This is a genomic window from Streptomyces sp. NPDC090083 (assembly GCF_044747445.1).
Classification (GTDB): Bacteria; Actinomycetota; Actinomycetes; order Streptomycetales; family Streptomycetaceae; genus Streptomyces.
In genome coordinates this window covers 182,061-205,327 of the sequence record NZ_JBIVED010000003.1, presented here as the reverse complement: position 1 = coordinate 205,327, position 23,267 = coordinate 182,061, and the positions used below count along the sequence as shown (strand labels likewise).

Annotated in this window: 23 protein-coding genes and 2 tRNA genes; 8 read left to right on the top strand and 17 right to left on the bottom strand. The window is 72.1% G+C overall.

Going from position 1 to position 23,267, the window contains the following annotated elements; translation table 11 throughout:
• Positions 1–4 precede the first annotated feature (4 nt).
• From ehuA to ACIPTO_RS12000, 3 genes are all read left to right on the top strand, one after another.
• Positions 5–781: an ectoine/hydroxyectoine ABC transporter ATP-binding protein EhuA gene (gene ehuA, locus ACIPTO_RS12010; RefSeq protein WP_366314442.1), complete on the top strand. Its 777-nt coding sequence runs from the start codon at positions 5–7 to the stop codon at positions 779–781.
• A gap of 221 nt (positions 782–1,002) precedes the next feature.
• A complete protein-coding gene (locus ACIPTO_RS12005) occupies positions 1,003–1,761 on the top strand; it encodes an IclR family transcriptional regulator C-terminal domain-containing protein (protein WP_366313117.1) in 759 nt (252 codons plus the stop codon).
• A gap of 87 nt (positions 1,762–1,848) precedes the next feature.
• Positions 1,849–1,922 (top strand) — tRNA-Lys (locus tag ACIPTO_RS12000).
• On the opposite strand, the gene ACIPTO_RS11995 is transcribed toward ACIPTO_RS12000, so the two are convergent.
• From ACIPTO_RS11995 to ACIPTO_RS11980, 4 genes are all read right to left on the bottom strand, one after another.
• The gene (locus ACIPTO_RS11995) at positions 1,884–3,584 is read right to left on the bottom strand and encodes an AMP-binding protein (RefSeq protein WP_401192099.1); all 1,701 of its coding nucleotides are present in this window, start codon (positions 3,582–3,584) and stop codon (positions 1,884–1,886) included. The two genes, ACIPTO_RS12000 and ACIPTO_RS11995, sit on opposite strands and share 39 nt — an antisense overlap.
• Positions 3,585–3,731: 147 nt before the next feature.
• The gene (locus ACIPTO_RS11990; RefSeq protein ID WP_366313115.1) at positions 3,732–4,340 is read right to left on the bottom strand and encodes a lytic polysaccharide monooxygenase auxiliary activity family 9 protein; all 609 of its coding nucleotides are present in this window, start codon (positions 4,338–4,340) and stop codon (positions 3,732–3,734) included.
• A gap of 97 nt (positions 4,341–4,437) precedes the next feature.
• Positions 4,438–5,565: an SPFH domain-containing protein gene (locus tag ACIPTO_RS11985; protein WP_401191080.1), complete on the bottom strand. Its 1,128-nt coding sequence runs from the start codon at positions 5,563–5,565 to the stop codon at positions 4,438–4,440.
• A gap of 55 nt (positions 5,566–5,620) precedes the next feature.
• Positions 5,621–6,949 (bottom strand): peptidoglycan-binding protein, encoded by a 1,329-nt coding sequence (locus ACIPTO_RS11980; RefSeq protein ID WP_401191078.1) that lies wholly within the window; start codon positions 6,947–6,949, stop codon positions 5,621–5,623.
• A 176-nt stretch (positions 6,950–7,125) separates the two neighbouring features.
• Between ACIPTO_RS11980 and ACIPTO_RS11975 the strand changes: the two genes are divergently transcribed.
• From ACIPTO_RS11975 to ACIPTO_RS11965, 3 genes are all read left to right on the top strand, one after another.
• Positions 7,126–7,199, top strand: a tRNA-Lys gene (locus ACIPTO_RS11975).
• A 123-nt stretch (positions 7,200–7,322) separates the two neighbouring features.
• A complete protein-coding gene (locus ACIPTO_RS11970) occupies positions 7,323–8,036 on the top strand; it encodes a FadR/GntR family transcriptional regulator (protein ID WP_401191076.1) in 714 nt (237 codons plus the stop codon).
• Between the two features lie 64 nt (positions 8,037–8,100).
• Positions 8,101–8,859 carry a GAF domain-containing protein gene (locus tag ACIPTO_RS11965; RefSeq protein WP_401191074.1) on the top strand — a complete coding sequence of 253 codons (759 nt, stop codon included), beginning with the start codon at positions 8,101–8,103 and terminating at the stop codon, positions 8,857–8,859.
• Between the two features lie 189 nt (positions 8,860–9,048).
• Here the strand turns inward: ACIPTO_RS11965 and ACIPTO_RS11960 are convergent, their stop codons facing one another.
• The 13 genes from ACIPTO_RS11960 to ACIPTO_RS11900 form a co-directional block, all read right to left on the bottom strand.
• A complete protein-coding gene (locus ACIPTO_RS11960) occupies positions 9,049–9,732 on the bottom strand; it encodes a class F sortase (protein WP_366313105.1) in 684 nt (227 codons plus the stop codon).
• A gap of 6 nt (positions 9,733–9,738) precedes the next feature.
• Positions 9,739–10,296, bottom strand: a complete 558-nt coding sequence (locus ACIPTO_RS11955) for a hypothetical protein (RefSeq protein WP_401191072.1) — start codon at positions 10,294–10,296, stop codon at positions 9,739–9,741.
• A gap of 100 nt (positions 10,297–10,396) precedes the next feature.
• Positions 10,397–11,176 carry an HAD-IIA family hydrolase gene (locus tag ACIPTO_RS11950; protein ID WP_366313101.1) on the bottom strand — a complete coding sequence of 260 codons (780 nt, stop codon included), beginning with the start codon at positions 11,174–11,176 and terminating at the stop codon, positions 10,397–10,399.
• An 80-nt stretch (positions 11,177–11,256) separates the two neighbouring features.
• Positions 11,257–12,738 carry an alkaline phosphatase family protein gene (locus ACIPTO_RS11945; protein ID WP_401192097.1) on the bottom strand — a complete coding sequence of 494 codons (1,482 nt, stop codon included), beginning with the start codon at positions 12,736–12,738 and terminating at the stop codon, positions 11,257–11,259.
• 67 nt (positions 12,739–12,805) lie between these two features.
• Positions 12,806–13,861, bottom strand: a complete 1,056-nt coding sequence (locus tag ACIPTO_RS11940; RefSeq protein ID WP_401191070.1) for a 2-aminoethylphosphonate ABC transporter substrate-binding protein — start codon at positions 13,859–13,861, stop codon at positions 12,806–12,808.
• Between the two features lie 51 nt (positions 13,862–13,912).
• A complete protein-coding gene (locus ACIPTO_RS11935; RefSeq protein WP_366313097.1) occupies positions 13,913–14,710 on the bottom strand; it encodes an ABC transporter permease subunit in 798 nt (265 codons plus the stop codon).
• Positions 14,697–15,473 (bottom strand): 2-aminoethylphosphonate ABC transporter permease subunit, encoded by a 777-nt coding sequence (locus ACIPTO_RS11930; protein ID WP_366313095.1) that lies wholly within the window; start codon positions 15,471–15,473, stop codon positions 14,697–14,699. Before ACIPTO_RS11930 ends, ACIPTO_RS11935 begins: the two co-directional genes overlap by 14 nt.
• A gap of 37 nt (positions 15,474–15,510) precedes the next feature.
• On the bottom strand, positions 15,511–16,557 hold the full coding sequence (locus ACIPTO_RS11925; RefSeq protein ID WP_366313093.1) for an ABC transporter ATP-binding protein: 1,047 nt from the start codon (positions 16,555–16,557) through the stop codon (positions 15,511–15,513).
• The gene (locus tag ACIPTO_RS11920; RefSeq protein WP_366314436.1) at positions 16,554–17,228 is read right to left on the bottom strand and encodes a phosphonatase-like hydrolase; all 675 of its coding nucleotides are present in this window, start codon (positions 17,226–17,228) and stop codon (positions 16,554–16,556) included. The genes ACIPTO_RS11925 and ACIPTO_RS11920 overlap by 4 nt, the downstream gene beginning before the upstream one ends.
• Positions 17,229–17,245: 17 nt before the next feature.
• Complete coding sequence (locus tag ACIPTO_RS11915; protein WP_401191067.1) at positions 17,246–18,370, bottom strand: TIGR03364 family FAD-dependent oxidoreductase; 1,125 nt, start codon at positions 18,368–18,370, stop codon at positions 17,246–17,248.
• Between the two features lie 151 nt (positions 18,371–18,521).
• Positions 18,522–19,277: a GntR family transcriptional regulator gene (locus ACIPTO_RS11910; RefSeq protein ID WP_366313089.1), complete on the bottom strand. Its 756-nt coding sequence runs from the start codon at positions 19,275–19,277 to the stop codon at positions 18,522–18,524.
• 31 nt (positions 19,278–19,308) lie between these two features.
• Positions 19,309–20,106 carry a hypothetical protein gene (locus ACIPTO_RS11905; RefSeq protein ID WP_401191065.1) on the bottom strand — a complete coding sequence of 266 codons (798 nt, stop codon included), beginning with the start codon at positions 20,104–20,106 and terminating at the stop codon, positions 19,309–19,311.
• A 217-nt stretch (positions 20,107–20,323) separates the two neighbouring features.
• Positions 20,324–21,568: an ROK family protein gene (locus ACIPTO_RS11900; RefSeq protein ID WP_401191063.1), complete on the bottom strand. Its 1,245-nt coding sequence runs from the start codon at positions 21,566–21,568 to the stop codon at positions 20,324–20,326.
• Between the two features lie 56 nt (positions 21,569–21,624).
• On the opposite strand from ACIPTO_RS11900, the gene ACIPTO_RS11895 reads away from it, so the two are divergent.
• A complete protein-coding gene (locus ACIPTO_RS11895) occupies positions 21,625–22,710 on the top strand; it encodes a Gfo/Idh/MocA family oxidoreductase (protein ID WP_401191061.1) in 1,086 nt (361 codons plus the stop codon).
• Positions 22,707–23,225, top strand: coding sequence for a heme-degrading domain-containing protein (locus ACIPTO_RS11890; RefSeq protein ID WP_401191059.1), 519 nt, complete (start codon positions 22,707–22,709; stop codon positions 23,223–23,225). The genes ACIPTO_RS11895 and ACIPTO_RS11890 overlap by 4 nt, the downstream gene beginning before the upstream one ends.
• The last annotated feature ends 42 nt before the right edge of the window (positions 23,226–23,267 follow it).

The following is a 23,267-nucleotide window of genomic DNA, read 5'->3' as shown; positions in this document are numbered from 1 at the left end:
CCTGATGAAGGAACCCGACGCCCACGCCAACCCCCCGGTGGACGGCAGCGAGTTGATCCGCCTGGACCATGTCACCAAGCGCTTCGGGTCCAACACCGTGCTCGACGACCTCGACTTCTCCGTGGAGTCCGGCAAGCACGTCACGCTGATCGGACCGTCCGGGTCGGGCAAGACCACGATCCTGCGGCTGCTGATGACCCTGACCAAGCCGGACGAGGGCACGATCACCGTCGACGGCGAGCAGCTCTTCCCCGCGCCGGAGAAGCAGGTCCGGGAGATCCGCAAGAAGATCGGGATGGTCTTCCAGCAGTTCAACCTGTTCCCGAACATGACCGTGCTGCGCAATGTCACCGAGGCGCCGGTCACCGTCCTCGGCCTGCCCAAGGAGGAGGCGGAGGCGCGCGCCCTGGAACTGCTGGACCTGGTCGGCCTCGCCGACAAGGCGGGCGCCCGCCCGACCCAGCTCTCCGGCGGCCAGCAGCAGCGTGTCGCCATCGCGCGGGCGCTGGCGATGCGGCCGCAGATCCTCCTGCTGGACGAGGTGACCTCCGCGCTCGACCCGGAGCTGGTCGCGGGCGTGCTCGACGTGCTGCGGGACATCGCCCGCACCACCGACATCACGATGCTCTGCGTGACCCACGAGATGAATTTCGCCCGGGACATTTCAGACCAGGTGCTGATGTTCGACTCGGGGAAGGTCATCGAATCGGGTCCGCCGGAGCGGATCTTCGGCGATCCGGAACAAGAACGGACGCGGGAATTTCTCGGCGCCATTCTTTGACAATTGTTCAACTACGTCGGGTGAGCATTCGAACACCCAAGGTCCACGTCACGTGGCATGACGAAGACATATGCCAAAGGATTCGCGCCGCAGTTCGGAGGGTGCGGGGCGGGCCACATTCTCGCCAACAGCCGCTCCACTTCGGCCGTTTGACAGCTATCGTGGAAGGGATTCGCTGTCCGGTATCACGGTCCAGAAAAGCGAGCGCAGGGAGAAACACCGTGGCGCTGATGCACGAGCCGACCGCGCCCCACCACTCGGTACAGGACGCACTGCGCATCCTGGAGACAGTCGCCGGGCACTCCACCGGTGTCACGGACACCGAACTCGCCCGCACCACCGGCCTCGGCAAGGACCGCCTGACGATACTGCTGCGGACCCTGCGCCGCGAGGGCTACGTCGAGCAGCTCAGCGACGGCGCCTACGTCACCGGGGAGTCCCTCAGCCGGCTCGGCTCCGCGTCCGGCCGGGAGCTGGCGGTGCGCGAGCAGGTCCAGCGGACCCTGGACCGGCTGCGGGACTCGCTCGGCGCGGCGGTCTACGTCAGCCGGTACGTCGACGGCGAGGTCACGATCACCCAGTACGCGGCCGGGCCCACCACCCCGGCGGTCAACGAGTGGGTCGACTTCCGCGTCTCCGCGCACGCGACCGCGCTCGGCAAGAGCCTGCTGGGCCAGCTCGACCACAACGGCCGGCGGGACCATCTCTCCCGGCACAAGATGGCCCGGCTCACCTCGCGCACGATCACCAGTGACCGGCTGCTGCTCTCCCGGCTGGAGAACCAGCCGCCGACCGTCCCCCACCTCGACCTCCAGGAGTACGCGGTGGGCACGGTCTGCGCGGCCGTCCCGATCACGGCCGGTGCCTCGGTGGGCTGCCTCGCCCTCTCGCTCCCGGTCGAGCACGCCCACCGCCTGCGCCAGGCGGCCGACACCCTGAACCGGGAGGCGGGTCCGCTCCTGCTCTCCCTGACCATCTGAGACCTGGTTCGGAGCACCCCTCCGGACCAGGTAGTATTTTCTCGTCGCCCTCCGCGAGACACAGATCCAGCGGGAGGCGTGAGTCACGCGCCGCTAGCTCAGTTGGTTAGAGCAGCTGACTCTTAATCAGCGGGTCCGGGGTTCGAGTCCCTGGCGGCGCACGATGACGACGGCGGGGCAGGTTCGCGGACGACGCGGACCTGCCCCGCCGTCGTCGTGTGCGCACACCATGCTTCGGCGTCCTCCGGGGTCAGCCGACGGTAGGACGTCTCCCCCGCAGGCCGCCACCACACCGGATCGGCGCACCGGATCCCCTCCCTCCTGAGCCCCGCCCGGTGGATCTTGTTGGTCGCGGTGACCGGCATCCGCTCGACCACCCGCACGAACCGGGGTGCCATCTTCGTGCCCAGGTCGGGCTGGGCCAGCAGGAACTCCGCGAAGTCGAGGGGGTCGAAGCGGCCCGCGACGGTCGCCATGACCTGGTCGCCGGTGACCGGGTCCGGTACGGCGTAGACGGCCACGGCATCGGCGCCGTCGTACCGGGCGAGGATGTTCTCGATCATTGCGGCGGCGAGGTTCTCGCCGTCGACGCGGAGGCGGTCGTCGGTGCGGCCGGCGAAGTAGAGGTAGCCGTCGGTGTCGCGGTAGAAGAGGTCGCCGGTCCAGTACCAGCCCGCCCTGCGCCGCTCCGCGTCCGCCTCGGGATTGCGCCAGTACCCCTCGAAGGGGTTGGGCGCGCGGTTGACCAACTCCCCTATCGCCGCTTCCCCGTTGAGCAGCCGCCCGGACGCGTCGAAGGCCGCGGGCGGGCATTCGGCCCGCGTCCGCGGATCGAGTACGGCGAGCCCGGGCGCCGCCCGGCCGACCGCCCCGGCCGGTGTCCCCGGCGACCACTGCACCGCGGCCCCGCCCTCCGAGGACCCGTACCCCTCCACCAGCCGCACCCCGAACCGCCGCTCGAACGCCGCCGCGTCCACCGCCCCCGCCTCCGTGCCGAAGCCCATGCGCAGCGGGTTGTCCCGGTCGTCGGCGCGCTCCTCGGTGGCCAGCACGTACTGGACGGCACGGCCGACGTAGGTGAAGTACGTGGCCCTGTACGTCCGTACGTCGTCCAGGAACCGCGACGCCGAGAACCGCCGCCGCAGCGCCACCCCCGCCCCGGCGGCCAGCGCGGGCGCCCAGTCGGCGATGACCGCGTTGCCGTGGAACATCGGCATGCAGACGTAGTGCACGTCGTCCGGACGGACCCCGAAGCTGTCGACCAGGGACTTCCCCGCTGCCGCCAGGCGGCCCTGGGTGCAGATCGCGGCCTTCGGGGCGCCGGTGGAACCGGAGGTGAAGTAGAGCAGGAGGCGGTCGTCGGGGGTGGCCCGGTCGAAGGCGTCCGGTCGCGCGTCCGCGTAGGGGGCGAGGAGGTCGGCGTAGGGCTGGGAGTCCGTCACCAGCACGTCCACGTCCGGGAGTCGAAGGTCCACGAGGAGCGGGAGGTGGGTGTGTTCGGTGACCAGGATCCGGCACTCGGTGTGCAGGATGTCGCGGGCGAGCTCGGGACCGCGGCGGGTGGGGTTGACACCGGCGACGGCCGCGCCCGCGAGGGCCGCCGCGCTCAACCACAGCGGATATTCGGGGGTGTTGTCGAGCAGGACGCCGATGTGCGGCGGCGCGCCGGGCGGCAGCAGGTCGGTGAGGAGCGCGGCTCTGGCCGCGGCGCCGGCCGCCACCTCGTGGTGCGTGAGCACCCGCTGTCCGCACCACAGCCCCGGCCGGTGGTCACCCCACCGCGCCCGGACGAGTTCCGCGACGGTACGCCTCGTGGACTCCATGGAGGCGCACGGTAGTTGACGTACCGTCAGATGTGGAGAGCGCGGACCCGGGAAGTCGTCGGCGTTTCCCCGGTGTCCTCCGAGGTCAGGAACCGCCCGTTGGCGGGAACCCGTCCCCGGAGGACACCGGACCGGCTCAGGCGGTGCTCAGAAGGTGACGTCCGAGCAGGAGTAGAACGCGTTGGTCGTGTCCGCGATCGTCCACACCGCGACGATCACGTGGTGGCCGGAGAGCCCGGACGGCAGTGTGCCGGTGTGGGAGATGGTGGACGACGAGGGGCGCTGGCCGTTGTAGGGGACGGTGAGGAACGGGGTGGTGTTGAGGTCCGAGCGGGCCAGGTTGTGGTTCTGGTTCCAACCCGCCTTGGTGACGTAGTACTTGAAGTCCGTGGTGGCGTGGATCGCGGTGAACTGCCAGCGGAACGTGTACGACTGACCGCCCGTCACCCTGGTCGTCGGCCACGCGCCGCCGGACGGCGTCTTCGGCGCGCTGAGCTGGGCGAAACGGCTGATCCCGCCGTTGCAGATCTGGCCGTCGGCGGGGCCTGCCCCCGGGAAGCCCTTGGGGCCCTCGACGCTCTGCGGCTCGTACTGGATGTCACCGCAGTTCGTCACCGTGCCGTTGGCGCAGAGCTTCTGCCTGCTGATGGGGAGGTCGGTGTAGCCGTGGCTGCTGGCGGCACCGGACGAGAGCACGACGGCCCCGGCCGTGGTGAGCCCGAGCACACCGGCGTACCACTTGGTCTTTTTGCGCATGCTGCCGCTCCTGGAGAACGTGTGGGGAGTTCCGTGAGCCGTGCAGGTCTAGACCAAGTCCCAGATTATTGCCCTTACTTGACCGTGTCCATACCGCTCACGGCGTGGCTTCTCCCCGTCCCGAGCAGAACGCGACGGTCAAGTCCTTGACCAACGCCTTGCGTTCGTAGTCGTCCAGCTCCACCAGACCCCGCATGGTCAGCCGCGTCACCGTGTCCTCCACGGAGTCGACGACCGACGTGAGCATCGTCGCCCGCTGCTGCGCGTCCAGCGTGGCGATACGGCGGCGGGTCATCGCGGCGGCGACCTCCGGGGCGTACTCCACCCGGACCGGGCGCACCGAGAACACCTCGATGCCGACCGGCGCCGCGTCCGCCGCGACCAGCCGGGTCAGCGCGTCGGCGGCCAGGCCGGCGGCGCCCTTCGCGCCACCGCCCGGCGGCTCCACCGGCACCCGGGCGAGCGCCGCCTCCACGCACTCGCGCAGATACGTCTCGTGGTCCTCGACCCCGAGCGTGGCCCGCGCGGTGTCCCGCACCCGCCACACCACCAGCGTCACCACCCGCAGCGCGACCCCGTTCGCGTCGGCCGCCGGCATCGGCTCACCGCGCCAGTGCCGCAGCCGGACGTCGACCCGACGGCGCAGCAGCAGCGGGTTGACCCACATCAGGCCGGTGCGCCGGACGGTCCCCCGGTAGCGGCCGAACAGACCGAGCACCCAGGCCCGCCCGGTACGGCCCCGGGCCAGCCCGCCGAAGCCGAACAGCCCGAGCGCGCCCGCACCGGCGTACGCGGCCCACTGCGCGGGACCGAGTCCGGCACCGGCGTAGAACGGCAGGCGCAGCGCCTCCGTCGCGAGCGGGGGCAGCATGCCCGCCCACCACGAGGTGGCGAGACAGCCGGCCACTCCGCACGAACCGGCGAGCACGCCCGCCGCTCCCGGCAGCACCCGGGCGGGACGTTCCACCAGGTCGGGGTCGACCTCCGGGGCCGGGCGCGGCCTGGCCGGGACCGGGCGGCGGAAGCGGGGCTGCTCGCTGGTGCCGCGGCGGCGCGCCACGACCGCGGGCCTGAGCGGCACCGAGACCGGGTCGGGGTCGTCGCGGAACAGCAGGTGGACGGGGATCTCGGTGGTCGCCTCGTTCTGGATGAGCCGCGCGGGACGGCTCGGCCCCTCGGGCGGGCCCTCGTTCTCGGGCGTCTGTGAAGTGGTCGTCGTGCTCATAGGTGCCTCCAGCCTCCGCGCCAGATGCGTGATGACAGTGCTCGGGTGTGTGGGCTCACGAGAAGAGGCGGCGCCAGGTCTCCGGGCCCGGATAGCCGTCCGCCGCGCCGCCGCGCCAGCCCTGGGCGCGCTGGAAGGCCTCGACGTTGCGCCGGTCCGGCTCGCCCCAGCGCGGACCCGGGCCGGTCGTGTAGTACCTGCCGAAGCCCTTCTTGACCAGCTGCTTTCCCAGCTGGGTGACGTACTTGTTGTTCGCGCCGGGGCGGAACATCGCCTTGCCCGGGTAGCCGGGGACACCGTGCGAGGACGGTGCGGGCGGGCCCGCCGCTCCCACGGGCGCCGTGCCGCCGATGTTCCTGCCCTTGCCGGTGACGAGCAGGTTCCAGGTCTGCGGGCCGGGCAGGCCGTCCGCGTCCGCGCCGGTCCAGCCCTGGGCGAGCTGGAAGGCCTGGGTGGCCCGGCGGTCCGCGTCCGACCAGCGCGGGCCGGGACCCGACGTGTAGTACGAGCCGGCGCCCCGGGCCACGAGCATCGTGCCGAGCTGGGTGACGTACTTGTTGTCGGCGCCGGGGCCGAAGAACGACGCTCCCGGATACGGCGTGGTCACCTTGCCGGCGTCCACCGGCGTCACCGGGGTGGCCCCTTCCGTGCCGCCCGTCAGGCCCTTGTAGCGGTAGGGGACATAGCTCTCCGAGTGGCTCCAGTACGCGTACGGGGTGGACTGCCGGCGGGCGTGCGAAGGGGTCTCCTCCAGGGCGATGTAGTAGGTGTGCGTGTAGTCGGTCCAGCCGCCGAAAATGACGACGTGCGAGCCTTTCTCGGGGTTCGCCGGATTGTGGAACAGGAGAATGTCGCCGGGCTCCAGTTCCTCCTTGGAAATACGCACCCCGTACTGGTCGAGACTTCCGGTCCATTCGTTCCCCGGCAGCCCCCAGGCCATCGAGACGAACCCCGAGCAGTCCTGCCGGTAACCGTCCGACCAGTACGCGTTCATGCTGTACGGCACCTGCGCCGCGATCCAGGTCTTGGCCCGGTTGATGATCTCCGCGCGGGTGGTCGTGGGGGCCTTGAGGGCACCGGCCGGCTTCCCGCCCGGGCCGTGGAGGGGGGCCTTGGTGCCCTGCGGGGTGGCGGGTTCGTCACCGTTGTCAGCTGCGGGAGCGCCGGGTCGGGCCGGTGCGTGGGGGGCCGCCGCGGCCGGTGCGGTGTGCCCCGCGGTGATCGCGGCGGACGCGGCGGCGGCGATCACGAGGACCCGCCGGGTGGCGAGGTGACCGCCGGTACGGCCGGTCGCGGAACACGGCGTGAGGCGTCGCCGCTGAACACATCCGGGGCAGTCGCAATCGCTCGCGGGATCGAATTCCTCGAATACCGGAGTCTCCATGCGATGCCCCTCACACTCCAGGTGGAAATATGCGCGCTCGTGCACGTCCGCCAGTTTCTCAACTGTCTTCCGGACTCGCATGTTGACGGTCCGAATGATGTACACCGGCCGGGACGGCGGGAGGAGCGTGGTCCGGAGCACCCTTCACCGTCCGGTAGAGTTGTCCAGGTCAGCAGGCGCCGCTAGCTCAGTTGGTTAGAGCAGCTGACTCTTAATCAGCGGGTCCGGGGTTCGAGTCCCTGGCGGCGCACAGACAGCAAAGGCCCTCCGCATCGCCGGAGGGCCTTTTGCGTGGGCGGTGTCTCCCGGTGGCGGGAACATCCGTGCGGGCGGAACACCGCTCTCCCCCCGATTGGCCGGATACCCTCTGGCCATGGCAGCCCGTGACCTGCAAGAGCGAATCAAGAAGCTCATCCTCGACCGTCGGCTGCCCTCCGGGGCCCCGCTGCCGACCGAGCCCGAGCTGATGGTGTTCCTCGGCGCGAGCCGGAACTCGGTGCGCGAGGCGCTCAAGGCGCTGCAGGCGATGGGCATCGTCGAGATCCGGCACGGGTTCGGGACGTACGTCGGCCCGATGTCGCTCGCGCCGATGGTCGAGGGCCTCGCGTTCCGTACGGTCGCCGGGCACCACCGGGGCGAGGACAGCCTGCTCCAGCTGCTCGAACTGCGGGAGGCCGTGGAGTCGGGCCTCGTCGCCCGGCTCGCGGGACGGCTGCCCGACCGGGACCTGGCCGAACTCGACGCGCTGGTACGGCGGATGGAGCGGGAGGCCGCCGAGGGGATCGGTCTCGCGGCCACCGACCGCGCCTTCCACGCCACGCTCTACCGAGGGCTGGACAACGCGCTGCTGAGCGAGGTCCTGGACGCGTTCTGGGACGCCTTCCACCGCGTCCACACCGATCTCGCGACCGGCCCGCAGGACCCCGGGGTCACCTGCCGCCAGCACCGGGAGATCCTCGACGCGGTCCGCTCCGGGGATGCGAAGCGGGCCGAGAACGCCATAAGGGAGCACTTCGACAACGTCCGCACACGACTGTCCACGACCGCGCCGCAGGAACCCCGCGCCGTCCCCAACGAACGCGTATGACCCGCGCCCCACGAGGAGTTGACGCCTGCACCGGCCTCGGGCCGGGCAGGGAGAGGCGGCCGTCATGGAGCACAGGACCCGGGAGGGGCGGTTCGCCGCGGCGCTGCTGGAGATCGCCGACACCCTGACGGACAGCTTCGACACCGGGGCCCATCTGCGGCGGCTGGCCGATCACTGCGTGGAGCTGGTGCCCGCCCGGGCCGCCGGGGTCATGCTGATCGACGCCGGTGAGCCGGTGTCGCTGGCCGGCAGCAGCCGCCGGGAGGACCTCGCCCTCGATCTGCTGGCCGCCCAGCACTCCGGCGGGCCCTGTCTGGAGTGTTACGGCTCCGGGCGCGCCGTTCCGCCCGTGGCGATCGGTGTTGCCCACGCGGCGGCCCGCTCGCCGGAGTTCACCGAGCGGGCGCTGCGGCACGGCATCGTGGCGACCTTCGCGGTGCCGGTGCGGCGGCGGGACACCCTGCTCGGCGCGCTCAACGTGTTCGTGCCGAGCACGCCCGACAGGGCTTCCGGCGTGGGGAGTTCGGAGGTGCTGATGGCGCAGGCGCTCGCCGACGCCGCCGCGCTGGGTCTGGAGAACCAGCGGGCGTACACCCGATGCCGTTCCCTGGCGGGGCAGTTGCAGGAGGCCCTGTCGAGCCGGGTGCGGATCGAGCAGGCGAAGGGGATGCTCGCCGAGCGCTGGCGGGTGGTCCGGGCGGGGCGCGGGGAGGGACCCGTCCGGGGTTCGCGGTGGCTCGGTGCGGGGTCCGGCGGATCGACAGTGACCAGCGCATATGACACAGAGCAACTGGTGCGGGACGAGAGGTCATTCGCCCTCTAGGCCCGGACGCCCATTCGTTCTAGAGTCTTTTCCGACGGCCCCGGCCCCCGGCCAGTCCACTTCGTCCACGAGTTTTCCAGACCTCCCGCACCGTTCGCCGGGTTACTCCCGCAGCCCGTGCGTGTGCGGTCGAGGACCAGCCCGGTCGGCGGCTTCAGGGGGGAGCGGGCCGTCGGCCGGGCCCGGTTGTCACACTCCGGTGCCGGTGAGATAGGCGGACACGACCACGTTCGCCGTGTAGCTGCGGCTGGCCCGGTCGAAGGAGCCGCCGCAGGTGATCAGCCGCAGCTCGGCCCGGCCCGACTGCCGTGTGCCGTAGGCCTGTTGGGCGTCGAAGTGGTCGCGGGTCAGGACGCGTACGTCGTCGACGGTGAACTCGGCGACCTTGCCGTCGTCGCGGATCACCCGGATCGTGCGGCCCGGACGGAGCGTGCTGAGCCTGTAGAACACGGCGGGGCTGGTCTCGGTGTCGACGTGCCCGACCAGCAGCGCGGTCCCCGCGGCGCCCGGCCGTACGCCGCCGGCGTACCAGCCGACCACGCCGGGCTGGTCGAAGGGCGGTGGATCGATCGCGCCCTGCGCGTCGAGCGGGCGGGCCACCACCGGTGCCTGTACGGCGAGTTGGGGGATGTCGACGCGCTGCGGCAGCGCGTTGCCCAACGGCTTGGCGGCGGGCGGGAGTTCGGCCTCCGGGGGCCGGCCGACGGCCGCCATGTCTCCGGTCGCCGGCGCCGACATTCCCTGCCGGATGTCGGTCAGGTGCTGCCCCCACAGCCACAGCCCGAGCAGCAGCACGGCCCAGGCGACCCCGGTCAGCAGCCGTCCGGTGCCGGCGGAGCGCCCGTGCTCGGCGGGCCCGTCGTGATCGAACATGGCGGGTCAGCCCGTCCTGCGGCTCCGGCGGGCGCTGCGCAGCGCCACGGCCGCCGCGGCGACACCGGCCAGCAGGAGACCCACCACCGCGTGCGCGGTCCCGGGACCGGCGGCCCGCGCGTCCACGGCCGCCATGGGTGCCGTACCGCCGCCGCCCGCGTGCACGGGGGCGACGGGCGAGGCGGGCGGCTGCCCCGAGGGCTGTGCCGTCGCGGGCGGAGAGGCGCCGTCCACGACCTTGATGGCGCCCTTGACCGTCAGGCTCCCGCAGGTGATCTTCACGTCGTAGCTGCCCGGCTCCAGCGTGCCGCGGACCCGGGTCTCGCCGGCGAGGGTGCCGGACGCGCCCGTGAGGTGCGCGTCGGCGACGAAGGCGGCCGAGGCCGCGGTGCCCGTCGTACCGGCGCAGCCGCTGATCCTGAGGGCGACGTCGGCGCCGGGGGCCGGGGAGGCGGGGGTCACCGAGACTCCGCCTCCGCCTCCGTCCGCCGCGTACGCCGTGGGGGTGAGTGCCGCGAGGACCACCGCGACACCGGCACAGAGAGTGACTTTCAGTGAACCCATCGTGAACCTCCAGATATCTGGAGACTCCTCCTCGCCGCCGCCGCGCGCATCCCTGACGGCGTTCCGTTGCTCCGAACGGGCGAGTGCGGAACGGGGTGGGTCAGATGCGGTCGACCAGGTCCGCGATGGAGTCGACGACCTTGGACGGGCGGTAGGGGAAGTTCTCCACCTGCTCGGGCCGGGTCAGACCGGTGAGCACCAGGAACGTCTGCATTCCGGCCTCCATGCCGGCCAGGACGTCGGTGTCCATGCGGTCGCCGATCATCGCGCTGGTCTCGGAGTGCGCGCCGATCGCGTTCAGCCCGGTGCGCATCATCAGCGGGTTGGGCTTGCCCGCGAAGTACGGCTGCTTGCCGGTCGCCTTGGTGATCAGGGCGGCCACCGCGCCGGTCGCGGGCAGCGGGCCCTCGGTGGAGGGGCCGGTCTCGTCCGGGTTGGTGCAGATGAAGCGGGCGCCCGCCTCGATCAGCCGTACCGCCTTCGTCATGGCCTCGAAGGAGTAGGTGCGGGTCTCGCCGAGGACGACGTAGTCGGGCTCGTGGTCGGTGAGGATGTAGCCGATGTCGTGCAGCGCGGTGGTGAGACCGGCCTCGCCGATGACGTACGCCGTGCCGCCCGGGCGCTGGTCGTCCAGGAAGCGGGCGGTGGCGAGCGCCGAGGTCCAGATCGACTCGACCGGCACCTCCAGGCCCATCCGGCGCAGCCGGGCGTGCAGGTCGCGCGGGGTGTAGATCGAGTTGTTGGTCAGCACCAGGAAGGGCCGGCCGGACTCCCGCAGCTTCTTGAGGAAGGCGTCGGCGCCGGGGATCGGTACGCCCTCGTGGATGAGGACACCGTCCATGTCGGTGAGCCACGATTCGATGGGCTTGCGGTCTGCCATGTGCTCTGTCTCCTGGCGTTGCGTGCCTGCGGTGGGCGGGGAGTGCCGGAACCGCGCCGTACCGACGCCCCCCACCCTAGTCAGGACTGGCTCAGCCGGACTCCGTCGATCACCCAGTACCAGTTGTTGCCGCCGGTGTAGCGGAAACGCAGCCGGGCCGTGGTCACGCCGGCCGGGATCTGGAGCGTGACCGTCTCGGTGCGCGAGGGCACGTCGGCCGTGTAGGTGCGGACGGAGACGGGCGCCGCGCCGTCGTAGGAGACGAGTACCTCGCCCTTCTGCGGGGACTCCTGCCGGTAGTACGTGGTGTACGTGAGGGTCGCGGCCCGGCCGCCGGTCACCGGGTAGGCCGGGCTGACGAGGGTGGAGTCGAAGGTGCCGGAGAGTGCCTTGTCGCTCCACTCGTCGCCGTCGGCGACCGCGAAGACGTTGCGGGCGCGGACGTTGGACTCGCGGCTCTGGTCGCGCTGGGCCTGGGTCCAGAACTCGTCGGTGGTGAAGGACCAGCCGCGCCACTCGGTGACCCCGCCGGTGCCCATCGCCGTGTTGTCCACCGACCAGCCGGCCGGCGGGGTGTGGGTGAAGCCGAGGACGCCCGCGGGGATGCCGGTCTCGTCGACGCGGGCCGTCAGCCGGCCGCGCAGGGCGTCGAACTCGTCCGGCTGCGGCTGCTGGAGCGGGCGCCCGTCGAGTCCCCAGGCCGGGTCGACGGCGACGCCGAGGTGGGCGAGCGCGGAGACGGCGACGTCGGGCATCTTCACGTCGTAGCGCACCGAACCGGCCGCCACGGTCGGCCCGTTCGCGATCAGGAAGGTCTGCCGCTCCTGGAGCGTGGAGCCGCCGTGGCCGCCCGGGTCGGTGTGGCCGTGGTCGGCGGTGACCATGATCAGCCAGTCCTCGGCCGCGTAGGTCGGCCGGGCCTTCAACGCGGCGACGATCTGGCCGAGTTGGGCGTCGGCGGTGTGGATGGCGTCCAGGTACTGCTGGGAGGCGGCGCCGTAACTGTGGCCCGCGTGGTCGATGTTGTCGAGGTGCACGAACACCGCGTCCGGGTTGCCGTCCCGCAGTCGTGCGACCGCGCGGGAGGTGGTGCCGGTGTCGTACTCGGCGCTCGGGGTGGAGACCCGGGTGTCCACCGCGGACGAGAACACGGTGTCGGTGATCGGCGCCCAGGACGCGACCGCGTACGTCACGAGCTGGGGCTTGGCCGTCTCGACGCGGGTGAGGAAGTCGGGGTACCGGGTGAACTGGGCGCCGGTGAAGGCGTTGTCCTTGACGAGGTGCTTGTCGGGCCAGACCCCGGTGATGATCGTGGACCAGCCGGGCCCGGAGAGGGTGGGCGCGAGCGGGTCGGCGTAGATGCTGCTGGGCGCGGTGAGCCCGGCCGCCATCAGGGCGTCCAGGTTCGGGGCGTCGGCGTCCTTGACGCGGCTGAGCAGACAGCCGTCGAGTCCTACGACGAGGACCTTGGGGGTGCGGGTCGCGGCGCGGACGAGCCCGCTGAGCGGACCGGCGGCGGTGGCGACCGCGGCGGCGGAGACGAGGAACGTACGGCGGGACATACGGGACGACACGGGGACCTCCGTAGGTGACGGGTGGATCAACTGCCGGTGCCTGAGGGGCCGTTGCTCAGCTGCCGGTGGCGGACTGCCAGTCCTCGACGTACGACGTGAGGTTCTTCTCGATGTCCGCCCAGTCCGGCTGGAAGACCTCGACGCCGTTCATCAGCGCGCTCAGGGCGGTCGCGTTGGCGTCGGTGGCCTTGACGTCCTGGCGGGCGCTGAAGCCGCCGCCGATCGAGCTGACCTGCTGCTGGGCCCCGGCGCTGAGCATGAAGTCGAGGAGCTTTTTGCCGTTGGCGCTGTGCGGGGCCTTGGTGACGAGGCCGGCCGCGTACGGGAGGGCGAAGGTGGTGGGCCTGCCGCCCTGCTGCGCCGGGAACCAGATGCCGAGGTTCGGCATGGTCTTGGACTGGGCGTAGTTCATCTGCACATCGCCGTTGGCGACGAGGAGTTCACCCTTGTCGACCTTGGGCGCGAGCTTGCCGGTGGAGGCGGACGGGCCGACGTTGTTGGACTGCAGCTTCTTCAGATAGGCGAGGGCCGCGTCCTTGCCGCCGAAGTCGTGCATGGCCTTGATCAGGACGGCCGTTCCGTCACCGGCGACCCCGGGCGTGGAGTACTGGAGCTTGTTCTTGTACTTGCCGTCGAGGAGTTCGTCCCAGGTGGTCGGCGCCTGGGTGAGCTGCTTCCTGTTGTAGACGAACCCGAAGTAGTTGTTGACGACCGACGTCCAGGTCCCGTCGGCAGCCTTGTCGGCGCCGCTCACCCGGTCGGCGCCGGCCGGGGTGTACTTCTGCAGCAGCCCCTTGCCGTCGGCCTGCTGGATGAACGGCGGCAGGGTGACGAGGACATCGGCCTGCGGGTTGCTCTTCTCCCGGACGGCGCGCTGCACCATCTCGCCGGAGCCGCCCTCGACGTACTTGACCTGGATGCCGGTCCGCTTCTCGAAGTCCTTGAAGATCCGGTCGTACCAGCCGTCGCCGTTCTCCCCCTTGAGGCCGTCCGCGCTGTAGACGGTGACGACCTTGGCGTCGGAGGCGGCGGAGGTGCCGCCGCAGGCGGTGAGCAGCGGGGTGGCGCAGAGCGAGACGGCTACGGCGATCTTGAGCGTGGTTCTGGGCATGGCGAGGCCAACTCCTGGCGTGGTGAGGTCGGTTGAGGTGGTGCGAAGGGATCAGCGGTACACGGCCCGGGTCCGGACCCGGGAGACGACGAGCAGCACGAGCAGGGTCGCCGTCATGAGGACCACGGCGAGCGCGGACCCGGCGAACAGGGCACCGCGGTCGGTGGCCGAGTAAATGAGGACCGGAAGCGTGGTCCAGTCGGGCGGATAGAGCATCATCGTGGCGCTCAACTCCCCCATGGACAGGGCGAAGCAGAGTCCGGCGGCGGCGGTGAGCGACGGCAGCAGCAACGGCAGCCGGATCCGCCACAGGACGTACAGCGGCCGGGCGCCGAGTGAGGCGGCGGCCTGTTCGTAGGCCGGGTCGAGCCGGACGATCGCGGCGGACACGGACTGGTGGGCGAAGGCGGTCACGAGCACGGTGTGGGCGAGGATCACGATCCACCGGGTGCCGTTGAGCAGCATCGGCGGCCTGGAGAACGCGACCAGGATCGCGAGCCCGACCACCACGGACGGCACGGCGACCGGCAGCACGAACAGCGCGTCCATCAGGCGGCGTTGGCGCTTGCCCAGTCCTGCGGCGGCGAGCGCGGTCCAGGTCCCGATGCCCAGCGCCAGCAGACTCGCGGTGAGCGCGGTGAGCAGGCTGGTGGTGAGCGCCTGGAGGGACTCGCCCCGGGTGGCGGCGGAGTAGTGGGAGCCGGTGAACCCGGAGGGCAGCACACCCGACCAGTTGGTGGCGAACGAGGCGCCGAGGACGACGAGGAGCGGCAGCGCGAAGAGCGGCAGGAAGAGGACGGCGAAGACCAGCCACACGGTCCACTTCGCCTTGCGGCTATGCACCAGCACGACGGCTCACCACCCGGTAGAGGCCGTAGAGCCCCACAGACAGAAGGACGTTGACGACGGCGACCACACACGCGCCCGGGTAGTCCGACTCCAGGATGGCCTTGCTGTAGACGAGCATGGGGAGCGTCGTGACGCCTTTGGCGCCGGTGAACAGCACGATCCCGAACTCGTTCAGACAGAGCACCAGCACGAGACTTCCGCCGGCCGCGAGCGCGGGCAGCGCCTCCGGCAGGATCACCTGCCGGATGATCCGGGGAGCCCGCGCACCGAGGGAACTGGCCGCCTCCAGCTGCGCGGTGTCCACCTGCGAGAACGCGGCGAGCAGGGGCCGCATGACGAACGGCGTGAAGTACGTGATCTCCGCGAGCAGCACCCCCCACGGCGTGGCGAGGAACTGGAACGAGCCGACGATCCCGGTCGTGCCGTAGATGAAGAGCAGGGCGAGCGTGATGAGGAAGGAGGGAAAGGAGAGGTAGACGTCGATGAAGCGGGCGACCGTCCTGGCTCCGGGGAAGGGCACGAACGCGATGACCAGCGCGAGCACGAACCCGAGGACCAGACACCCGATCGTCGACACGACGGCGATCCACACGGTGGTCCACAGAGCGGTACGGAACAACTCGGACGAGAAGACGTCGGCGTAGGCGCCGGCCGGCTGGAAGGACTGCCGGACGACGAGGGCGAGTGGATAGAGGAAGAAGAGGCCGAGCAGGGCGACGGGCACCAGGGCGAATCCCCAGGAGCGCGGGGCCGTGGTCGGCATGCGGCTGCCACCGCGTGGGCGCGGCCGACGGACCACCTCACTCATCGCCGACTCCGGCGGAGAGCAACACCGCGTCCTCCGGCGCGAAGTGCAGTGTCACCTCGTCCCCGTACACGGGCGGCTTCCTCAGCTCCGGCACGTCGGCCATGACCCGCCGCCCGTCCACCTCGACGTACAGCCGGTGCGTGGCCCCGCGCCACTGGATCTCCCGTACGACACCGGCGAGTTGGTTGGGCCCGTCGCCGAGCCCGACCAGATGCGGCCGTACGCACAAGGTCGCCCTGCCGCCCGGAACCTCCCCCCGCGCCTCGACCCGCCGCTCCCCGAGGAACACCCCCCGCTCCCCCACGCTCACCGGCAGCAGGTTCGCGCTGCCGACGAAGGAGGCCGTGAACTCGCTCTCGGGCGACCGGTACAGCTCGCGCGGTGTCCCGCACTCCTGGAGCCGGGCCCGGTTCATGACGGCGATCCGGTCGGCCAGAGTGAGCGCCTCGACCTGGTCGTGGGTGACGTAGAGGATCGACACCTCGGGCAACTCGCGGTGCAGTCGCGCGAGTTCGGCGAGCATCCCGGAGCGCAGCTGCGCGTCGAGCGCGGAGAGGGGCTCGTCGAGGAGGAGGACCCCGGGCCGGACGGCCAACGCCCGTGCGATGGCCACCCGTTGCTGCTGCCCGCCGGACAACTCCCTTGGATGGCGGCGGGCGTACTCGCCCATGCCGACCATCTCCAGCGCCTCGGCGACCCGCGGGCGGATCTCCCCCCGCGGCACCTTCCGTGCCTTGAGCCCGAAGGCCACGTTGTCCTCGACCCGCAGATGCGGAAAGAGCGCGTACTGCTGGACGACCATGCCGACGCCCCGCCGGTGGGGCGGCAGGCCGGTGACGTCACGGCCGCCGAGGAACACCCGTCCCGACACCGGCCGTACGAACCCCGCGACCGCCCGCAGCGCGGTGGTCTTGCCGGAGCCGGACGGTCCGAGCAGGGCCATGACCTCGCCGGGTTCGACGGTGAGGTCGAGGGCGTCGAGGACGACGGTGCCGTCGTAGGCGACGGTGACGGAGTCGAAGCGGATGCCGTTCGTCATGCGAGGACTCCGGGCAACTGCCCGACGCCGTCCAGGACATGGTGCGCCCCGGCCGCCCGCAGCGCGTCCGCGCCGTGCGCGCCGGTCAGCACACCGGCGACCAGACCGGCGCCCGCGCGGACCCCGCTGAGCATGTCGAACGAGGTGTCGCCGACGACGGCCGTCTCGCGTACGTCCGCCGCGACCGCCGTACGGAGGAAGGCGGTCAGCACCATGTCCGGGTACGGGCGTCCCCGGCCGCCGGCGTCGGCGGGGCACAGGGTGAGGTCGGCGAGGTCCTGCCAGCCGAGCGCGGCGAGGATCGCGTCCTGGGTGGCGCGGGCGAAGCCGGTCGTCAGCACGACCGTACGGCCCTGGGACCTGAGGGTCTCGATGGTCTCGCGGGCGCCGGGCAGGGCGGCGACCCGGCCGCCGTCGACGAGGTCGGCGTACGCCGCCTCGAAGGCCTTGTTGGCGTCCTGGGCCCTGCTCTCCTCGCCGAACAGGTGGCGGAAGACGGAGATCTTGGACTCGCCCATGGTGGCGCGGACGTGGTCGAGCATGCCGGCGGGCTCCTCGCCCAGGTGCCGGGCGGCGGCCGTGAACGCCTCCTCGACGAGGCCGCCGTCGGCGACGGTGGTGCCGGCCATGTCGAGGACGACGAGACGGATGTCGGGGGTCACGGGGTTCATGAGGGAGGTCACGGGGGTCACCAGTCCAGTTCGTTCGCGGTGGTCTCGGCGATCGCCGGGGAGCAGGTCATGCCACGGCCGCCCGGTCCGGTGACCAGCCAGACGCCGTCGCGCACCTGTTGGCGGTGGACGACGCGGGCGGGGTCGGTGCACTGCGCGTACACCCCGGCCCAGCGGCGGCGGATCTTCGGGAGCGGGCGGCCGAGGAACGACTCGACGACCTCGGCGAGATGGTCGTAGGGGTCCTCGGTGGTGTCGAAGGCGAAGGGGTGCTCGTACTCGTGGGTGTCGCCGATGGTGAGTCCGCCGTCGGCGCGCTGCACCATGAGGAGTTGCATGGCGTGCGCGGCCGGGGTCGGCGGCTGCGGTTGGTCGGCGTTGAGCCGGTCCAGGGCCTGGCCGCGGTAGGCGGGGTAGTAGCGGAAGCTGTCCGCGTCGGCGACCGAGGTGGTGAGGGGTTCGCCGAGCGGGTCGGTCTGCATCATCTGCAACCGGACGCGGCGGACGGGGAGTTCGGGCCCGGCGAGTTCGCGGACGAGTCCGCCGAGCCAGGCGCCGGTGCACAGCACGACCGTGTCGGAGGCGTGCACGTCGCCGTGGTCGTCGCGCACCGCGTGCTCGCCGATGACCTCGCGGACCTCGCGGCCCGGCAGGAAGGTGTAGTTCGGGGACTTCGACAGCTCGGCGCGCAGGGCGAGTTGGGCGGTGCGGGGTTCGACGGCCGCGTCGCGCTCGCAGTACAGGGCGGCGGTGAAGTCGCCGCGCAGGGCGGGGTTGACGGCGCGGGCCTCGGTGGGGGTGAGGAGCTTGTAGCCGCGCGCGGCCGAGTCCTCCCGCGCCACGGCGGCCTCGGCGACGGCGAGTTCGCGGTCGCCCCTGACCGGGGTCAGCGATCCGTTCGCACGGAAGCCGAGCCCGGGGACGCGGGCGCCGATCTCCTGCCACAACTCCCGTGCGCGCAGGGCGGTTTCGAGTTCCTCACCGCCTGCGCGGCCACTCACCCAGATCTGGCCGAAGTTGCGCAACGAAGCACCGCGAGCCTCCGCCTCGCGCTCGATCTGTACGACCTCGTGGCCGCGTTCCACTGCTTGCCAGGCGTGCATGGTTCCCACCACGCCGCCTCCGACGACTGTCACTCTCACGACGGTCACGCTCCTCCGGATCCGGGAACCGGAAAGGTCCGGCTCCCAACGAAAGCGTGAACGACCCATCACGTTTGGGCTAGACCCGTTATGCATCCGTGATAATCGAGAGCTTCTTGGCGGCCCGGTGCGTCAGCCGCTGTGGCCGGTGTCAGCCCCTGTGATGGGTGGTGAAGGAGAAGCGGTCACCCCGGTACAGGCCCCGGACCCGTTCCAGCGGCTGCCCCTCGGTGTCCCGGGACACCCGGTGGATCAGCAGCATCGGGAGGGCGGGCGGGGTGCCGATGAGGAGGGCCTCGCGCGGGGTGGCGAGCACGGTCTCGATGCGTTCGTCGGCGTCGCCGAAGTGGATGCCGCGCGCGTTGAGGTAACCGTAGAAGGACGAATCGGGCTCGAAGTCGGTGTCGAGGTGCGGGACCCGGGCGACGGAGACGTAGGTGCTTTCGAGGCCGACGCGCTCGTCGTCGGCGAGCAGGACGCGCTCCAGGTGCCAGACGGGTTCGCCGCGGGTCAGCCCGGTCTCGGCGGCCAGTGCGTCGGTGCAGGGGAAGCGGTCGAGGGTGACCAGGCTGCGGCCCGGGGTGCGCCCCTGCCGCCGTACGCCCTCGGTGTAGCTGGCCAGGGACAGCGGCTGCTCCAGCTTGGGACCCGCGACGACCGTGCCCCGGCCCTGCCGGCGCAGCCTGCCCTCCAGCACGAGTTCGCGCAGCGCCTGCCGCACGGTCTCGCGGGCGACCTCGTACCGCTCGGAGAGGTCGCGCTCGGTCGGGATCAGGCCGCCCTCCCCCAACTCGTCGAGGAGTGCGGCGATCTGGGCCTTCACCGCGTAGTACTTGGGGATTCGGCCGTGCTCCGGGATACCGGAGCGCACGGGGGCGCCGGGGGCCTGGTCGTTGGGGTAGTCCACACGGAGATCGTCGCAGAGGCGACGGGGTGCGTCAGCGGCGCCTCCGGGCCACGAGCAGGGCGCCGGTGGTGATGAGCAGGGCGGAGGTGGCGGCGAGGACGAGGTGTTCGGTGCCGATGCCGGTGCGGGCGAGTTCGTCGGCGAAGGAGAGGTCTCCCCCGGCGGAGGGCGAGGGGAGGGCGGAGGGGACCGGGGTGGCCGGGGAGGTGGCCGCGGGGGCGGTTTCCGTGGTGGCGGGGTCGGCGGGTTCGACGTCGAAGCGGTAGTCGTTCGACTGGCCGACCCAGTCGCCGTCGTCGGCGTGCCGTTGCACGACGGCCGCGTTGACGGTGATCTCGTTCGCCGCGGTGTCCGGGGCGAGCGCGAGCCGCACCTTCACCGTGAGGGTCCTGCCGGGGTCGACGGTGAAGCCCGGGAAGCCGTCGTCGAAGGCGCCGACGAGTTCGGCCTCGTCGGTCCGCTCGAAGCGGACCGGGTGGGGGCGGGCGCCGGTGCCGTCGTAGAAGTCGAGCCTGGCCTGCGACGGTTTCAGGGCGCGGCGCCGGTCGACCAGGACGACGACCGGGTGGATCGCCGTGCAGCGGCGGGCGGTGGTGTTGGTGAGGTCGAGATACCAGGTGCCGTAGTCGCCGCCGGCCGGGTAGGAGTCGGGGCCGTCGTGGATGCGGGTGGTGAGGGGGAAGGCGTGGGCGTCGGGGGCGGCGCAGGCGGGGACGGCCGCTGCCGCGTGGGCGGGTGGTACGGAGGTGAGGAGGAGGGGGGCGGCTGCGGCGAGGCAGAGGGACAGGGGTGCGCGCAGTGGGGTGCGCGGTCTCAGGGGCAGTCGCATAAGCACATGAGCGTGCCGGACGGGTGCGGTCGATCAGGGCTGCCGTGCCGGGCCGGGGCCGCGAATGCCTCGAACGGGCGCGGGAGGACGCCTGTTCGGCGGAGGCGCGCGGCCTCCGCCGACCCGCCGGGGCCGCGCCGACCCACCGGTTACGGCCGCCCCGGCCACCCCGACGTACTACGGCCGCCCCGGCTACCCCGGCCGCTCGGGCCACCCGCTACCCGTCCGCCCGCCCGAACAGCGGCGCGAGCAGCAACTGCGCCGCCCCCTCCGCGACCCCGCGCGCCCCTCCGGGGGCGACCCGTACGGGTACGGCGGCCTCGCGGGCGCCCTCGCGCCGGGCGCGTGCGCCGAGGACGGCGGCGACTCCGCGCACGAAGGGTTCCGGATCGGCGGCGACGGTACGGCCGCCCAGCAGCACCAGGTCGATGTCGAGCAGGCCCACGAGGTTCGCGGCGCCGGCACCGAGCACCCGCGCCGCCTCGCCCAGGTCGCCTCGCGCCACGGCGGCCAGGCACAGGGCCTCGATACAGCCCCGGTTCCCGCAGTCGCAGGGCGGCCCGTCCAGCTGGATGACCTGGTGCCCGAACTCCCCGGCCCCGGTCCGCGCGCCCCGGTGCACGCCCCCGCCGATCACCAGCCCGGCGCCGAGCCCGGTCCCGAGATGCAGATAGGCGAAGGACCCGCCCTCCCCGGCCGCGGCCAGCCCCAACGCGGCGGCGTTCGTGTCCTTGTCCACGACGACAGCCACCCCGAGCCGCCGGGCCAGCGCCTCCCGCAGGGCGAACCCGTCCCACTCGGGAAACCCGGTGACGCGGTGCAGCACTCCACGGGTGTGGTCCAGGGGGCCGGGAAGCGCGACACCCACCCCGAGCAGACCCCGAACCGGGTCGGGCGCCGGCGACCGAGCGCCCCGGGCGAGCGGCTCACCGACCCCGCCCCCGACCAGGCCCCCGACGAGTCCCTCGACCTCCCGGGCCACCGCCTCCACGACCACCGCGGCCCCCGCCCCCAGGTCCAGCGGCGCGCCCCGCTCCCCCACCACCGCCCCCGTGAGATCCACGAGCACCACCCGCAGTTCGTCGCGGTCCAGATGCACGCCCACCGCATGCCCGGCGCCCGGCACCAGCCGCAGGACCGTGCGCGGCTTGCCGCCGGTGGACGCGCGCCGCCCCGCCTCGGCCGCGAGGCCGGAGTCGCGCAGGCGGGCGGTGATCTTGCTGACGGCCTGCGGGGTGAGCCCGGTGCGGTCGGCGAGTTCGAGGCGGCTGATCCCGTCCGTACCGGCCGTCCGCAGCAGGTCGAGGACCAGCGCGGTGTTGTGGCTGCGCAGGGCCGGCAGATTGGCCCCCGCCGCGCTCGCACCCCGGCCCGCCACGACACCCGCACCCGCACGGGCGCCGGCCGAACCCACCCGGGTCCTCGCACCCGCCTCTGCCCCACCCACCACACCGTTGTCCACGCACCCATTCTCCCCACCACTTGCACTTTGGCAACAGCGTTGCGAAAGTGGTGGACATGACTGGACGTACGACTCGCACACCCCTCCGCGTCGGCCTCGTCGGCTACGGCCTCGCCGGCTCCGTCTTCCACGCCCCGCTGATCGCCGCCACCGAGGGCCTCGCCCTCGACACGGTCGTCACCTCGAACCCGGAGCGGCAGGAACAGGCCCGCGCGGAGTTCCCGGACGTCCGCACCGTCGCGACCCCCGACGACCTCTTCGCCCGCGCCGACGACCTGGACCTGGTCGTCGTCGCGTCCCCGAACAAGACGCACGTGCCGCTCGCGACGACGGCCCTGAAGGCCGGTCTGCCGGTCGTCGTGGACAAGCCGATCGCCGGCACCGCCGCCGAGGCCCGTGAGCTGGCAGCCCTCGCCGAACAGCACGGCCTGCTGCTCTCGGTCTTCCAGAACCGCCGCTGGGACAACGACTTCCTGACCCTCCGCAAGCTCATCGCCGAGGGCGAGCTGGGCGACGTCCAGCGCTTCGAGTCCCGTTTCGAGCGCTGGCGCCCGCAGCCCAAGGGCGGCTGGCGCGAGTCCGGCGACCCGACAGAGATCGGAGGTCTCCTCTACGACCTCGGCAGCCACGTCGTGGACCAGGCCCTGGCCCTCTTCGGCCCCGCCGCCTCCGTGTACGCCGAGTCGGACATCCGCCGCCCGGGCGCGGAGACGGACGACGACACGTTCTTCGCCGTGACCCACGCGAACGGCGTCCGCTCCCACCTGTACGTCTCCGCGACCACCGCCCAACTGGGCCCGCGCTTCCGCGTGCTGGGCTCCAAGGCGGGCTACGTCAAGTACGGCCTCGACCCCCAGGAGGCCGACCTGCGCGACGGCAGGCGCCCGGGCACGTCGGACGGCTGGGGCCGGGAACCCGAGTCGGCCTACGGCCGGGTCGGCGCGGGCGAGTCCCCGCTCACCGGCGGTGGCCGCCCCGAGCCGACCCTCCCCGGCGACTACCCCGCGTACTACGCGGCCGTCGCCGCCGCCCTCCGTGACGGCGCCCCCAACCCGGTGACCGCCCTGGAGGCGGCCGCCACCCTCGACGTACTGGAAGCCGCGCGCCGCAGCGCCCGCGACGGAGTGACGGTGACCCTGTGACCCAGCACAAGCCCGCGATCACCCAGCGGATCGCCCCCGAGATCACCCCGACGGTGGAGGAACTGGAGGCGCAGGAGCGCCGGTTGGTGTTCCAGCGCTTCACCTACGACGACGCGTGGGCCCTGGGTTCGCTCCTGGTGGAGCGGGCCCGGGAGAGCCAGGCGCCGGTCGCCATCGACATCCGGCGCGGTGGCCAGCAGCTCTTCCACGCGGCGCTGCCGGGCTCGGTGCCCGACAACGACGCGTGGATCGACCGCAAGCGCAAGGTGGTCGAGCGCTTCGGCTCCGCCTCCTACCTGGTCGGTACCCGCTACCGCGCGAAGGGCACCACGTTCGAGGACTCCTCCCGTCTCGACCCGGACGAGTACGCGGCCCACGGCGGCTCGTTCCCGATCAGGGTCGAGGGCGCCGGTGTGATCGGCACGGTGACGGTGAGCGGTCTGCCCCAGTTGCAGGACCACCGTTTCGTGGTGGCGGCGCTGGAACAGTTCCTGGACGTCGCGCCCCGGGATTAAGCGGGGCCCGGCTCCGGTTGGCACGGTCACAGGCGTGGACGG

What these genes read in the sequence shown, in the direction of transcription:
- ehuA (WP_366314442.1), top strand. Translation starts at nt 5, where the DNA reads ATGAAGGAACCCGACGCCCACGCCAACCCCCCGGTGGACGGCAGCGAG.
- ACIPTO_RS11995 (WP_401192099.1), bottom strand. Translation starts at nt 3,584, where the DNA reads ATGGAGTCCACGAGGCGTACCGTCGCGGAACTCGTCCGGGCGCGGTGG.
- ACIPTO_RS11990 (WP_366313115.1), bottom strand. Translation starts at nt 4,340, where the DNA reads ATGCGCAAAAAGACCAAGTGGTACGCCGGTGTGCTCGGGCTCACCACG.
- ACIPTO_RS11985 (WP_401191080.1), bottom strand. Translation starts at nt 5,565, where the DNA reads ATGAGCACGACGACCACTTCACAGACGCCCGAGAACGAGGGCCCGCCC.
- ACIPTO_RS11980 (WP_401191078.1), bottom strand. Translation starts at nt 6,949, where the DNA reads ATGGAGACTCCGGTATTCGAGGAATTCGATCCCGCGAGCGATTGCGAC.
- ACIPTO_RS11970 (WP_401191076.1), top strand. Translation starts at nt 7,323, where the DNA reads ATGGCAGCCCGTGACCTGCAAGAGCGAATCAAGAAGCTCATCCTCGAC.
- ACIPTO_RS11965 (WP_401191074.1), top strand. Translation starts at nt 8,101, where the DNA reads ATGGAGCACAGGACCCGGGAGGGGCGGTTCGCCGCGGCGCTGCTGGAG.
- ACIPTO_RS11960 (WP_366313105.1), bottom strand. Translation starts at nt 9,732, where the DNA reads ATGTTCGATCACGACGGGCCCGCCGAGCACGGGCGCTCCGCCGGCACC.
- ACIPTO_RS11955 (WP_401191072.1), bottom strand. Translation starts at nt 10,296, where the DNA reads ATGGGTTCACTGAAAGTCACTCTCTGTGCCGGTGTCGCGGTGGTCCTC.
- ACIPTO_RS11950 (WP_366313101.1), bottom strand. Translation starts at nt 11,176, where the DNA reads ATGGCAGACCGCAAGCCCATCGAATCGTGGCTCACCGACATGGACGGT.
- ACIPTO_RS11945 (WP_401192097.1), bottom strand. Translation starts at nt 12,738, where the DNA reads ATGTCCCGCCGTACGTTCCTCGTCTCCGCCGCCGCGGTCGCCACCGCC.
- ACIPTO_RS11940 (WP_401191070.1), bottom strand. Translation starts at nt 13,861, where the DNA reads ATGCCCAGAACCACGCTCAAGATCGCCGTAGCCGTCTCGCTCTGCGCC.
- ACIPTO_RS11930 (WP_366313095.1), bottom strand. Translation starts at nt 15,473, where the DNA reads ATGCCGACCACGGCCCCGCGCTCCTGGGGATTCGCCCTGGTGCCCGTC.
- ACIPTO_RS11925 (WP_366313093.1), bottom strand. Translation starts at nt 16,557, where the DNA reads ATGACGAACGGCATCCGCTTCGACTCCGTCACCGTCGCCTACGACGGC.
- ACIPTO_RS11920 (WP_366314436.1), bottom strand. Translation starts at nt 17,228, where the DNA reads ATGAACCCCGTGACCCCCGACATCCGTCTCGTCGTCCTCGACATGGCC.
- ACIPTO_RS11905 (WP_401191065.1), bottom strand. Translation starts at nt 20,106, where the DNA reads ATGCGACTGCCCCTGAGACCGCGCACCCCACTGCGCGCACCCCTGTCC.
- ACIPTO_RS11895 (WP_401191061.1), top strand. Translation starts at nt 21,625, where the DNA reads ATGACTGGACGTACGACTCGCACACCCCTCCGCGTCGGCCTCGTCGGC.